The following is a 13,319-nucleotide window of genomic DNA, read 5'->3' on the forward strand; positions in this document are numbered from 1 at the left end:
CGGGGGTGGGCGATGCCGCCGCTGCCAGGGGCCGGAGCGCATCCGGAAGCGGAGTTTCCGGAATATGCGGGTACCTACCGCCTTGAGGCATGTCTCGGCTCGGGCGGCATGGGCGTCGTCCATCTGGCGCGCTCCGCCTCCGGGCTCCAGCTCGCGGTGAAGGTGGTGCACCGGCCGTACGCGGCGGACCCCGAGTTCAGGGCCCGGTTCCGGCAGGAGGTGGCGGCCGCGCGGCGGGTGAGCGGGGCGTTCACCGCGCCGGTCGTGGACGCCGATCCGGAGGCCGTACGGCCGTGGATGGCCACCCTGTACGTGCCCGGGCCGACCCTCGCCGAGCAGGTGAAGCGGAACGGGCCGCTGGCCCCCGCCGAGCTGCGCAGGCTGACCGCCGGGCTGGCCGAGGCGCTGCGGGACATCCACCGGGCCGGTGTCATCCACCGCGACCTCAAGCCGAGCAACGTGCTGCTCTCCGACGCGGGCCCGAAGGTCATCGACTTCGGGATCTCGCGCCCGTACGACAGTGATCTGCGCACCGAGACCGGCAAGCTGATCGGTTCGCCGCCCTACATGGCGCCCGAGCAGTTCCAGCGGCCGCGTGAAGTGGGGCCCGCCGCCGATGTGTTCGCGCTGGGGGCGGTGCTCGTGCACGCGGCGACGGGGCGGGGGCCGTTCGACTCGGACAGCCCGTACATCGTGGCGTACCAGGTGGTGCACGACGAACCGGATCTGAGCGGGGTGCCGGAGGATCTCGCGGAGCTGGTCGGGCGGTGCCTGGCGAAGGATCCGGCCGCGCGGCCGACGCCGGACGAGGTGATGGCGGCGCTGCGGCCGCCTTCGTACGAGGCCGCCGCGTTCATACCGGCTCAGCGGCGGCCGGCCGTGGGGTCCATCGCCGCGGTGGAGGAGCGGGAAGGGGCCGAGGACGCGACGCATGTGCGTGGGGCGGTTCCTCATCGGCGGTGGCGGCCGACGCGTGGGCGGTTGGTTCTCGCGGCCGCGCTGCTTCTGGTGGTGGCGGGGGCGGGTGCCGGGGGGTTCGCGTTGTGGGGCGGTGGTGGGGGCGGCGGGTCTGCGGCGGCTCCGGAGCGTACGACGGAGGGGAAGGCCGCGGAGGGTGCCGCCTTCTCGCCGTGGAGCACCGCGCTGCGGACCTCCGGCAGCGCCACCCCCGTCTGCGCCTCCGCCGGGGCGGGCGCGGCGCTGTACTGCGCGGTGGCCGGGACCGGAACCGCGCGGATCGACCCGGCGGACGGGCGTGTGGTCTGGTCGGACCGGAACACCGCGCTCCGCGACGCCTCGGCGCCGATCGTCTCAGGCGGGGTGGTGCTGTCGGCGGGGCCGGACGGGAAGCTGCGCGCGTACGACCCGGTGAAGGGCGTCCCGGTCCGGGAGACCGGCCTCTCCGCGAGTCCCGGCTCCGCGTTCCCCGCCGGGTCCACGCTGCTGGTCGTCGCGGACGGCGGCACGGTGACGGCGCTGGACGGCGCGAGCGGGGTGGAGCTGTGGGAGCGCCCGCTGAAGGGGCACACGCGGCCGGACTTCGGGCTGTACGACGAGGCGTCCGGCCTCGTGTACGCCGCCGAGCACTCGGCGTCCGGCACCTCGACCCTGGTGACCGCCGTGGACGCGGGGAGCGGGCGGGTGGCGTGGCAGCGGCGGCTGGACGGGATGCTGACGCCGGTCGCCACGGCCGGGGCCGGGGAGCTGGTCCTGACGGAGATGAACGCGGACATGCAGACGGTCGGGCTGGTGCGGTACGCGCCCGGGAAGCGGACGGCCGTCCGGGTCGCGCTGCCTTTCCGGCTGGATGAGCCGCAGGTGGTGATGGGCGGGGACGCGGCGTATCTGCTGGCCCGGGGTGGCTCGCTGCTGGCCGTGGACACGGCGGAGCCGGCCGGCGGGGACGCGGAGTTGTGGCGGCTGGAGACCGGGGTGGGGCGGGCGTCGGCGCCGGTGCTCGGGGAGGGCGGGCACCTGTACTTCTCCGCTGCGGACGGGCGGCTGCTGGCCGTCGACACGGGGCGGGGGGCGCTGGTGGGGCAGACGCGGGCGCGGTTGAGCGGGGGGAAGCTGACGTACGCCTCCGACCTGCCCGCCCCGGTGGCGGCGGGGCGGGTGGTCGTGGGGACGGCGCCGGACGGGTCGGTGTTCGCGGTGGATGGGCTGGGGCCGGGGGGTTGGTGAGGGGCGTGCGCTTGGCGCCGTTGGCGCCGTTGGCTGGGGCGGGTGCGGGTGCGGGTCCACCCGGGGCTCTGCCCCGTGCCCCGCTCCTCAAGCGCCGGAGGGGCTGGAATGGGGCGCCCTGGACGCCGGGCAAGGCGACCCGGGGGCGAGCACCGGGGCGCGGGTGCCCCGCAGGGCCTGCCCGGGGCCACCCGGGGCTCCGCCCCGCACCCCGCTCCTCAAACGCCGGAGGGGCTGGAATGGCTGACGCCCGAAGGGTCGGGAAGGGGAGCCTAAAGCGGGTCCCCAGGTGTCAGCCCAGCTTCGAGATGTCCCTGACCGCGCCCCGGTCCGCGCTCGTCGCCATCGCCGCGTAGGCGCGCAGCGCGGCCGAGACCTTGCGTTCGCGGGACTTCGGGGCGTACACACCGTTCAGGGCCTCGCGGCGGGCCGCGAGTTCGGCGTCGTCGACCAGCAGCTCGATCGAACGGTTCGGGATGTCGATCCGGATGCGGTCGCCGTCCTCGACGAGCGCGATCGTGCCGCCGGAGGCCGCCTCGGGCGAGGCGTGGCCGATGGAGAGGCCCGACGTACCGCCGGAGAAGCGGCCGTCGGTGACCAGGGCGCAGACCTTGCCCAGACCCCGGCCCTTGAGGAAGGACGTCGGGTAGAGCATCTCCTGCATGCCGGGGCCGCCGCGCGGGCCCTCGTAACGGATGACGACGACGTCACCGGGCTGGATCTCCTTGCGGAGGATCTTGTCGACGGCCTCCTCCTGCGACTCGCAGACGACGGCCGGGCCCTCGAAGGTCCAGATCGACTCGTCGACGCCCGCCGTCTTCACGACACAGCCGTCCACGGCGAGGTTGCCCTTGAGGACGGCGAGGCCGCCGTCCTTGGAGTAGGCGTGTTCGATGTCGCGGATGCAGCCGCCCGCCGCGTCCAGGTCGAGGGTGTCCCACCGCTCGGACTGGGAGAAGGCGGTCGCGGAGCGGACGCAGCCGGGGGCGGCGTGCCACAGTTCGACGGCCTCGGGGGACGGGGAGCCGCCGCGCACGTCCCAGTTCTTCAGCCACTCGGCGAGGGTGTCGGAGTGCACGGAGTGGACGTCCTCGTTGAGCAGGCCGCCGCGGTGCAGCTCGCCGAGGAGGGCGGGGATGCCGCCGGCGCGGTGGACGTCCTCCATGTAGTACGTACCGCCGGGGGCGACGTTCGGGGCGACCTTGGACAGGCACGGGACGCGGCGCGAGACCTCGTTGATGTCGTCCAGGTCGTACGCCAGCTGCGCCTCCTCGGCGGCGGCCAGCAGGTGGAGGATCGTGTTGGTGGAGCCGCCCATCGCGATGTCCAGCGCCATGGCGTTGTCGAACGCGGCGCGGGTGCCGATGGAGCGCGGCAGGACCGTCTCGTCGTCCTGCTCGTAGTACCGCTTGGTGATCTCGACGACCGTGCGGCCGGCGTCCTCGTACAGCGCCTTGCGGGCGGTGTGGGTGGCGAGGACCGAGCCGTTGCCGGGGAGGGAGAGGCCGAGGACCTCGGTCAGGCAGTTCATCGAGTTGGCGGTGAACATGCCGGAACAGCTGCCGCAGGTGGGGCAGGCGTTCTCCTCGATACGGAGGATGTCCTCGTCCGAGATGGACTCGTCGACCGCGTCGCTGATCGCGTTGACCAGGTCGAGTTTTCGCACGGTGCCGTCGACGAGGGTGGCCTTGCCGGCCTCCATCGGGCCGCCGGAGACGAAGACGGTGGGGATGTTGAGGCGCATCGCGGCCATCAGCATGCCCGGGGTGATCTTGTCGCAGTTGGAGATGCAGATCAGCGCGTCCGCGCAGTGCGCCTCGACCATGTACTCCACGGAGTCGGCGATCAGGTCGCGGGAGGGCAGGCTGTAGAGCATGCCGCCGTGGCCCATCGCGATGCCGTCGTCCACGGCGATGGTGTTGAACTCGCGCGGGACCGCGCCCGCCGCCAGGATCGCCTCGGAGACGATCCGGCCGACCGGGGCGAGGTGGGTGTGGCCGGGGACGAACTCGGTGAACGAGTTGGCGACCGCGATGATCGGCTTGCCGATGTCCGCGCTCGCTACGCCCGACGCGCGCATAAGGGCGCGCGCGCCCGCCATGTTGCGTCCGTGGGTGACCGTGCGGGACCTCAGCTGGGGCATCGTCGCTCGCTCCTTCGGCAGGGGTGCTGCCTCCGACAGTTACAGAAAGACTGTCTTCGAGCGTACGCCCCGGATCCAAGATCTGGACAGGCTGTCCGGAATGCGGGATGCGATGGTCGCTCCGTGGGCATGGGCCGTGGGCGTGCGCCGTGGCCATGCGCCGTGGGCGTCAGCCCTCCGTCAAGTATCGCTGGAGCGTCGGCGCCACCATCGCGACGATGTCCTCCGGGTCCGCCGACGCGAGCGGCTCGGCCCGGATCACGTACCGCAGCATCGCGATGCCGATCATGTGCGAGGCGGCCAGCTCGGCGCGGAACGTGGCGTCGGGGACGTCGAGGTCCGCCGCGATCCGCTCCAGCAGCCGCCGCAGCACGAAGCCCCGCAGCACCTTCGCCGCCGCCTCGTGGGTGAGCGCCGAGCGCAGGATCGCCAGGAGCGGGGCGCGGCTCGCCGGGTTCTCCCATACGGAGAGGAAGTAGCGGGCCAGCCGCTCCCCCAGGGCCTCCGGGGGGCCGCCGAGGACCGTGGGGATGACCAGGGCCGGTTCGAAGGAGAGCTCCACCGCGGCCGCGAAGACCTCGTCCTTCGTACCGAAGTAGTGGTGGACGAGGGCCGCGTCGACCCCGGCGGCCCTGGCGACGCCCCGGATCGACGTCTTGTCGTACCCGCGCTCGGCGAACTCGGTCCGGGCCGCCTCCAGGATGCGCGTACGGGAGTCGGGCCCCTCGGCGGCCGCCCGGCGGGAGGGGCGGCCGCGGCGCCGGGGGGCGGGCGCGTCCCCGGTCACGGGCGATCCGGTGTGCGGGATGCCGGGCGCGGGTGCCGGTGGTGCTCGGTCACGGGCGGTGGGTCTCGGGGGCCGGGTCCGGGGTGGCGGTGGCCGAGGCGAGGTGGAGGCGGGTGAAGGCCAGGGCCTCGGCGAGGTCGGCCTCGCGTTCGGCGGAGGACATCGCGCGGCGGGTGTTGACCTCGATGACGACATGGCCGTCGAACGACGTACGGGCGAGGCGCTCCAGCAGCTCCGCGCACGGCTGGTCGCCCCGGCCGGGCACCAGGTGCTCGTCCTTGGCCGAACCCCTGCCGTCGGCGAGGTGGACATGGGCGAGCCGGTCGCCCATCCGGTCGACCATGGCGAGGCTGTCGGTGCGGGCGGTCGCGGTGTGCGAGAGGTCGACCGTGAAGTGCCGGTAGTCGTCGTTGGTGACGTCCCAGTCGGGGGCGTACGCGAGCATCTCGCGGTCCCGGTAGCGCCACGGGTACATGTTCTCGACGGCGAACCGCACGTCCGTCTCGTCCGCCATCCGCCAGATCCCGTTGACGAAGTCCTTGGCGTAGTTGCGCTGCCACCGGAACGGCGGGTGCACCACGACGGTCGAGGCGCCGAGCCGCTCGGCGGCGGACTTCGCCCGCTGGAGCTTGACCCAGGGGTCGGTGGACCAGACCCGCTGGGTGATCAGGAGGCAGGGGGCGTGGACCGCCAGGATCGGGACCTGGTGGTAGTCGGAGAGCCGGCGCAGGGCCTCGATGTCCTGGCTGACGGGGTCGGTCCAGACCATGACCTCGACGCCGTCATACCCCAGGCGTGCGGCGATCTCGAAGGCCGTCGCGGTGGACTCGGGGTAGACCGAGGCCGTTGACAGGGCGACCTTCGCATCGGGGATGCGCACCACTGGTTCTGCCACCTGGACAGCGTACGGGCAGTGGTGCGCATCCCCGAGGGGCCCTGGCGGAAAGTGATCAGGGCCATGGATACGCCGGGGGTTGCCTCACCCCTCCAGCGCGGCCCGCTCCACCGGGAGGTGGTCCAGGCGGCGCAGGATGACGCCCTCGCGCAGCGCCCAGGGGCAGATCTCCAGCTCCTCCACGCCGAACAGGTCCATCGCGCCCTCCGCCACCAGCGCCCCGGCGAGCAGCTGGGCGGCCCGGCCCTCGGAGACCCCGGGGAGGCGGCCGCGCTCCTCGACGGTCATCGAGGCGAGCTTCGGGACCCACTCCTCCAGCGCGCTGCGGCTGAGACAGCGCTGCACGTAGAGGCCCTCGGTGGAGCGGGCGGCACCGGCGATCCGGGCGAGCTGCTTGAACGTCTTGGAGGTGGCGACGACATGGTCCGGGCGGCCGGCCCGGCTGAACTCGCCCACCGTCCGCGCGATGCTGGCCCGCACATGCCTGCGCAACGCCCGCACCTGCTCCGGGTCGGCCGGGTCGTCCGGCAGCCAGGCGCCGGTGAGGCGGCCCGCGCCCAGCGGCAGGGAGACGGCGGTGTCCGGCTCCTCGTCGATCCCGAAGGCGATCTCCAGCGAGCCGCCCCCGATGTCCAGGACCAGCAGCTTCCCCGCCGACCAGCCGAACCAGCGGCGGGCGGCCAGGAAGGTGAGCCGGGCCTCCTCCGCGCCGCTGAGGACGGCGAGGTCCACGCCGGTCTCGACCCGTACGCGCTCAAGCACCAGGTCCGCGTTGGTCGCCTCGCGCACCGCGGAGGTGGCGAAGGCGAGCACGTCCTCGCACCCCTTGTCCTCGGCGGCCTGGACCGCGCCGGCGATCGTCGCCACCAGCCGGTCCACGCCGAGCGGGCCGATCGCACCGCCCGCGTCGAGGAGTTCGGCGAGGCGAAGCTCCGCCTTGTGCGAGTGCGCGGGCAGCGGGCGGGCGCCAGGGTGGGCGTCGACCACCAGCAGGTGGACCGTGTTCGATCCCACGTCGAGGACTCCGAGTCTCATACGGGAACGCTACTGCTCCATCGGACGAGCCTGACCGGCGCATGGGGGTGGGAGAAGGAGCGGGGCTGGGTGCGTGCAGCTGCAAGGCGGAGAATTGAGGCATGGCGGAGCCATGGTGATCGACGACAACGCCGGAGGGGGCCCCTCCCTGCCCGAGCGAAGCCGAGAGCTTGGGGGAGCGCGTGCCCAGCCCCGCGACGCCGCCCCCCCCCGTGCGCCGGTCAGGCTTACTCTGGGCGCGTGCCAAAGACGAAAAAGGCTAAGCCGGACAAAGCCACGAAGAAGCAGAAGTCGAACAAGCGGACATCACAGTCGGAGGCGAACGGACCGGACCCGTCCGACGAGAAGGGCCTCGACTTCGCTCGGGCCTGGGTGGAGTTCCCCGACCCGGGCGACGACGAGCAGGTCTTCCGCTGCGACCTGACCTGGCTGACCTCCCGCTGGACCTGCATCTTCGGCAGCGGCTGCCAGGGCATCCAGGCGGGCCGCGCCGACGACGGCTGCTGCACGCTGGGCGCGCACTTCTCCGACGAGGACGACGAGAAGCGGGTCGCGGAGAACGTGGCGCGGCTCACCCCCGAGCTGTGGCAGTTCCACGACGTCGGTACGGAGACGGGCTGGGTCGGCGTCGACGAGGACGGCGAACGCCAGACGCGCCGCTGGGAGGGGTCCTGCATCTTCCAGAACCGGCCGGGATTCGCCGCCGGGGCGGGCTGCTCGCTGCACATCCTGGCGCTGCGCGAGGGCAAGGAGCCGCTGGAGACCAAGCCGGACGTGTGCTGGCAGCTGCCGGTACGGCGTACGTACGACTGGATCGACCGGCCCGACGACACCCGGGTGCTCCAGGTGACGATCGGTGAGTACGACCGGCGGGGCTGGGGGCCGGGCGGGCACGACCTGCACTGGTGGTGCACCTCGGCGACCTCCGCGCACGGGGCCGGGGACCCGGTGTACGTGACCTATCGGCCGGAGCTCATCGAGTTGATGGGCAAGGAGGGGTACGACCGGCTGGTGGAGCTGTGCGAGGAGCGGCTGGCGTCGCTGCTGCCGATGGCCCCGCATCCGGCGGACCCGCAGGTCTGAGCCGGTGGGTAGTTCCCGGGGCCGTCGTTCGGTTCCCGGGAGCCGTCGTTACGTCGGCGCTCCGTCGGGCCCTGGGGGCCGTCGTTCGGTTTCCGGGACGTAGCTCCCGGGGGCGTCGTCCGGTTCCCGGGACCCGTCGTTACGTCGTCACTCCGTCGGGTCCCGGGGGCCGTCGTTCGGTTTCCGGGACGTAGCTCCCAGAGCCGGCGTCCGGTTGCCGGGACGTCGCTCCCGAGGCCGTCGTCCGGTTCCCTGGACCCGTCGTTACGTCGTCACTCCGTCGGGCCCGGATCGCTCGGGCCGGGGTCCGTCGGGGGCGGGTCCGTGGGGTCCGGGTCGGGCGGGTCCGTCGGGTCGGTCGGGGTGGGGTCGGTGGGCGTCGGGTCCGTGGGGCCCGGGTCGGTGGGGCCCGGGCCCGGATCGGTCGGGCCGGGGTCCGTCGGACCGGGGTCGGTGGGGCTCGGGCCCGGGCGGGTGGGGCCGGGTTCGGTCGGGCGCGGGTTCGTGGGGCCCGGTGAACCGGGTGCGGGGCGCGTCGGGTCCGGCGTGGTGCCGGTCGGCGGGGCCGTCGCACCGTGACCGTCGATGATCACGGCGGAGCCCGAGGGGCTGAGCGCGATCCGGGCGCGCCAAGGGCCGCGCGGGGCCGCCGCGTGGTTCACGGCGACCGTGACGGTGGTGGACTTCCCGGCCGCGAGGGTGCCCGACGTACGGCTCAGGCGCAGCCACCGTGCGTCCGTCGTGGCCGTCCAGTCGACCGGGCCCTGGGCGGATGCGGTCAGCGTGATCGTCGTGAGCGCGCCGGAGGTCCGGGCGGTGACGGTCAGGCGGCCCGCCCCCTCCCGGTCGGCCCCGGTGCTGATCACCTCGGCCGTGACATCCGGGGAGTGGATGCCGCGCCGGTCGCCCGAGCGTGCGCTGCCCGTCTTCTCGTACGGGGTCCCGGGGTCGCCGCTGATCTCGCCCGCGCCCTCGATCTCCGTGGCGGTGATCTTGGAGCCGTCGTGGCCCTCGCCGGTGAGCGGGGCGCCCCGGTACGCGGCCCACAGCGCGATCACCGGGGCGGCGACCACGGTGGCGACCACCGTCGTCGTCACGACCCGGGCGCGCAGGCGGTCCCGGCGGGCGGCGTGGTCCTTGGGGTCCAGCGGGAAGCCCGTGCGGCCGAAGCGGGGGCCGCCCGAGCGGGAGCGGCGGGCCTGGGCCAGCGCGACGTGCACGGAGGGGCGGGGGGCCTCGACGAGCGGCAGGGGGGCGGCCGGGGCGACGGCGGCCCCGGGCCAGGGGCCTGCCGCGTCGACCCGTTCGGCGGCGCGGCGGCAGCGGGGGCAGTCGTCGACGTGCCGGACCAGCTCGCGGCGGAGGGCGGCGGAGAGCAGGACCTGGTGGTCGCCGGTGAGGCGGGCGACGGTGGGGCAGTTCGCGGTCTCCACGACGGCGAGCGCGGCCCGGGTCCGTTCGACCTCGCAGGCCGCCGCCGCCAGCAGCTCCCGGGCGGTGACCGGCTCCAGGCCGAGCACGGAGGCGACGGCGCGGGGGGTGAGCCGGTGGCGTACGGCCAGTTCGAGCGCTTCGCGCTGCTCCGGGGTGGTGCCCGCGGCCTCGGGCCAGGCGAGGGTGGCGAGCTCCCTCCTGCGGGCCTCGGCGGCCGGGGACTCGGCGGGGTCGGGGGTGGTGGCGTCCTCGGGGGTGGCGGGCGCGAACCCCTCCGGGCCCGTCACGACGGCTGAATCCGGGCCCGTCACAACGGCTGAAGGGGCAGCCGAGGGGGCGGCGGACGCGATGACCGACGCGGCGGCCGAGGAGCGTTCCACGGCGGCTGAGCCGCGCTCTGCGGGCCCCGAGCCCCTCGCCGGCGCCGGGGGCCTGCGGTGGGCCTGGCGGCCGCGCCTGCGCTCGGTGAGGGTGCGCAGACAGGTCCACCTGGCCAGGGCGTAGAGCCAGGATTGACGTTCCTCCTCGGCCTCGGGGCACCGGGCGTCGTGCCGGTCCGCGATCGCCAGGACCGCACCGAGCGCCTCGGTCGCCGCGTCGTGGTCGCAGAGCACGGAGAGGCAGTAGGTGAAGAGGCCGTCGAGGTACGGCTCGTAACGTGCGGCCGGCCGCTGGGCCGGGGCGTGAGGTGCTCGCCGGTGCGCCCGGTGTGCGCCGGTGGTGTGCGTGGGGGTCTGGAGCCTGCTGCTCGTCACCCGGCGACCGTAGACAGAGGAGTACGTGCCCTTGGTGCCCCTTGAGCACATTTAATCCTTACGGGTGAACGTATCGCTCGAAAGGGGACGGGGGTCACGGATTCCGCCCGAAATGCTTCCGTGCGCCCTCTGTGCGAAAAGGGCCCCGCGCCCCCTGCGCGGACGGCGGTGTCAGACCCCACCTATACGGTGACGCCATGGCTGCCCGTACGAAATCCGCGAAGGACCGGCCGTCCTACCGCTGCACCGAATGCGGCTGGACCACCGCCAAATGGCTCGGCCGTTGCCCCGAGTGCCAGGCGTGGGGGACGGTCGAGGAGTTCGGCGGCGCCCCCGCCGTGCGCACCACCGCGGCCGGGCGGGTCTCCACCGCCGCCGTGCCGATCGGCCAGGTCGACAGCCGGCAGGCCACCGCCCGGTCGACCGGCGTCGGTGAGCTGGACCGGGTGCTCGGCGGCGGGCTGGTGCCGGGGGCCGTCGTGCTGCTGGCGGGCGAGCCGGGTGTCGGCAAGTCGACGCTGCTGCTGGATGTGGCGGCCAAGGCGGCGAGCGAGGACCACCGCACGCTCTATGTGACCGCCGAGGAGTCCGCGAGCCAGGTCCGGATGCGGGCCGACCGGATCAAGGCGATCAACGACCACCTCTACCTCGCGGCCGAGACCGACCTGTCGGCCGTGCTCGGGCATCTGGACGCGGTGAAGCCCTCGCTGCTGATCCTGGACTCGGTGCAGACGGTCGCCTCGCCCGAGATCGACGGCGCGCCCGGCGGGATGGCCCAGGTCCGGGAGGTGGCCGGGGCGCTGATCCGGGCTTCCAAGGAGCGCGGGATGGCCACGCTGCTCGTCGGCCATGTCACGAAGGACGGCGCGATCGCCGGACCCCGGCTGCTGGAGCACCTGGTCGACGTGGTGCTCTCCTTCGAGGGCGACCGGCACGCCCGGCTGCGCCTGGTGCGCGGCGTCAAGAACCGTTACGGGGCGACCGACGAGGTCGGCTGCTTCGAGCTGCACGACGAGGGGATCACCGGCCTCGCCGACCCCTCGGGGCTCTTCCTGACCCGGCGCGACGTGGCGGTGCCGGGCACCTGCCTGACGGTGACGCTGGAGGGCAAGCGGCCCCTGGTCGCCGAGGTGCAGGCCCTCACGGTCGACTCCCAGATCCCCTCGCCCCGGCGCACCACCTCCGGTCTGGAGACCTCCCGGGTCTCGATGATGCTCGCCGTGCTGGAGCAGCGCGGCCGGATCAGCGCGCTCGGCAAGCGGGACATCTACAGCGCGACGGTCGGCGGCGTGAAGCTCACCGAGCCCGCCGCGGACCTCGCGATCGCGCTCGCGCTGGCCAGTGCCGCCAGCGACACCCCGCTCCCGAAGAACCTGGTGGCGATCGGTGAGGTGGGGCTCGCGGGCGAGGTCCGCAGGGTCACCGGGGTCCAGCGGAGACTGGCCGAGGCACACCGTCTCGGCTTCACCCACGCCTTGGTACCGACCGACCCGGGAAGGGTTCCTTCGGGTATGAAGGTCACAGAAGTCGCCGACATGGGGGATGCTCTGCGGGTCCTCCCGCGCCGGTCTCGTCAAGAGGAGCCGCAGTCTCGTCAGGAAGACAACGCGCGCCGGTAGACTTTGCCCTGGTCTCGCCCGCCCGTGGACACGGCACGGGGGACGCCAGGGCATCGCAAACCTGTCGACCGGAGGAGTGCAGTGGCAGCCAACGACCGGGCGACAGCGCCCGGAAAGTCCGGCCAAGGCACCGGTAACGAGGCGCTGATGCGCGCCTCGCTGAGCGCGGTCGCGCCCGGAATGGCCCTGCGGGACGGCCTGGAGCGCATTCTCCGGGGCAACACCGGCGGGCTGATCGTCCTGGGCATGGACAAGACCGTCGAATCGATGTGTACCGGCGGGTTCGTGCTGGACGTGGAGTTCACCGCGACCCGTCTGCGCGAGCTGTGCAAACTCGACGGGGCGCTGATCCTCGACAAGGACATGACCAAGATCCTGCGGGCCGGGGTGCAGCTGGTCCCGGACGCCTCGATCCACACGGAGGAGACGGGGACCCGGCACCGTACGGCGGACCGGGTCTCCAAGGCGTGCGGCTTCCCCGTCGTCTCGGTCTCCCAGTCGATGCGCCTGATCGCGCTGTACGTGGACGGGGAGCGGCGGGTCCTGGAGGAGTCCTCCGCGATCCTCTCCCGGGCCAACCAGGCGCTCGCCACGCTGGAGCGGTACAAGCTCCGCCTGGACGAGGTGGCCGGCACGCTCTCCGCGCTGGAGATCGAGGACCTGGTCACCGTCCGGGACGTCACGGCGGTGGCGCAGCGGCTGGAGATGGTGCGGCGGATCGCGACGGAGATCGCGGAGTACGTGGTGGAGCTCGGCACCGACGGACGGCTCCTGTCGCTCCAGCTGGACGAGCTGATCGCGGGCGTGGAGCCGGAGCGGGAGCTGGTGGTCCGGGACTATGTGCCCGAGCCGACGGCGAAACGATCGCGCACGGTGGCGGAGGCGCTGACGGAGCTGGACGCGCTGAGCCACACGGAGCTGCTGGAGCTGCCGGTGGTGGCGCGGGCGCTCGGTTACAGCGGCTCGCCGGAGACGCTGGACTCGGCGGTCTCCCCGCGGGGCTTCCGGCTGCTGGCGAAGGTGCCGAGGCTGCCGGGGGCGATCATCGAACGGCTGGTGGAGCACTTCGGGGGCTTGCAGAAGCTGCTGGCGGCGAGCGTGGACGACCTCCAGACCGTGGACGGGGTCGGGGAGGCGCGGGCGCGGAGCGTGCGGGAGGGGCTCTCGCGGTTGGCTGAGTCGTCGATCCTGGAGCGGTACGTCTGAGCTGGCCGCACCTACCCAGCCTGTCCGGCGTTTGAGGACGGAACCCTGGGCCGGGGCGGGCGGTGCGCAGAGGGCTCACCCGGGCCTGTGAGGCCACGCCCGCTCAGGGCAACGGTTCCGTCCTCAAACGCCGGACGGGCTGGAGTGGGCACCGGACCAGGCCGGGTGGACGCCGGAC

Annotated in this window: 9 protein-coding genes; 4 read left to right on the plus strand and 5 right to left on the minus strand. The window is 73.6% G+C overall.

Features of this window, described 5'->3' with window-relative positions; translation table 11 throughout:
- The first annotated feature begins 12 nt into the window (after nt 1-12).
- Nucleotides 13-2,184 carry a protein kinase gene (locus GTY67_RS14355; RefSeq protein WP_161280084.1) on the plus strand — a complete coding sequence of 724 codons (2,172 nt, stop codon included), beginning with the start codon at nt 13-15 and terminating at the stop codon, nt 2,182-2,184.
- A 292-nt stretch (nt 2,185-2,476) separates the two neighbouring features.
- Here the strand turns inward: GTY67_RS14355 and ilvD are convergent, their stop codons facing one another.
- The 4 genes from ilvD to GTY67_RS14375 form a co-directional block, all read right to left on the minus strand.
- Entirely contained in the window at nt 2,477-4,327 is a 1,851-nt protein-coding gene (gene ilvD / locus GTY67_RS14360; RefSeq protein ID WP_161278964.1) for a dihydroxy-acid dehydratase, read from the minus strand.
- 169 nt (nt 4,328-4,496) lie between these two features.
- Nucleotides 4,497-5,114, minus strand: coding sequence for a TetR family transcriptional regulator (locus tag GTY67_RS14365; protein ID WP_093693386.1), 618 nt, complete (start codon nt 5,112-5,114; stop codon nt 4,497-4,499).
- A gap of 49 nt (nt 5,115-5,163) precedes the next feature.
- Nucleotides 5,164-5,997, minus strand: coding sequence for a sugar phosphate isomerase/epimerase (locus GTY67_RS14370; RefSeq protein WP_343238749.1), 834 nt, complete (start codon nt 5,995-5,997; stop codon nt 5,164-5,166).
- A gap of 96 nt (nt 5,998-6,093) precedes the next feature.
- On the minus strand, nt 6,094-7,044 hold the full coding sequence (locus GTY67_RS14375; RefSeq protein ID WP_093693384.1) for a Ppx/GppA phosphatase family protein: 951 nt from the start codon (nt 7,042-7,044) through the stop codon (nt 6,094-6,096).
- 240 nt (nt 7,045-7,284) lie between these two features.
- On the opposite strand from GTY67_RS14375, the gene GTY67_RS14380 reads away from it, so the two are divergent.
- The gene (locus tag GTY67_RS14380; RefSeq protein ID WP_161278966.1) at nt 7,285-8,127 is read left to right on the plus strand and encodes a hypothetical protein; all 843 of its coding nucleotides are present in this window, start codon (nt 7,285-7,287) and stop codon (nt 8,125-8,127) included.
- A 272-nt stretch (nt 8,128-8,399) separates the two neighbouring features.
- Here GTY67_RS14380 and GTY67_RS14385 read toward each other — a convergent pair whose 3' ends face one another.
- Complete coding sequence (locus GTY67_RS14385; RefSeq protein WP_202461435.1) at nt 8,400-10,367, minus strand: BACON domain-containing protein; 1,968 nt, start codon at nt 10,365-10,367, stop codon at nt 8,400-8,402.
- Between the two features lie 146 nt (nt 10,368-10,513).
- Here GTY67_RS14385 and radA point away from each other — a divergent pair, with 146 nt between their 5' ends.
- Both radA and disA read left to right on the plus strand, forming a co-directional pair.
- Nucleotides 10,514-11,935 (plus strand): DNA repair protein RadA, encoded by a 1,422-nt coding sequence (gene radA / locus GTY67_RS14390; protein WP_093693381.1) that lies wholly within the window; start codon nt 10,514-10,516, stop codon nt 11,933-11,935.
- Between the two features lie 81 nt (nt 11,936-12,016).
- Complete coding sequence (gene disA / locus GTY67_RS14395) at nt 12,017-13,141, plus strand: DNA integrity scanning diadenylate cyclase DisA (RefSeq protein WP_073874337.1); 1,125 nt, start codon at nt 12,017-12,019, stop codon at nt 13,139-13,141.
- Nucleotides 13,142-13,319: the final 178 nt, after the last annotated feature.

Source organism: Streptomyces sp. SID8374, assembly GCF_009865135.1.
In the GTDB taxonomy this organism is placed as follows: domain Bacteria; phylum Actinomycetota; class Actinomycetes; order Streptomycetales; family Streptomycetaceae; genus Streptomyces.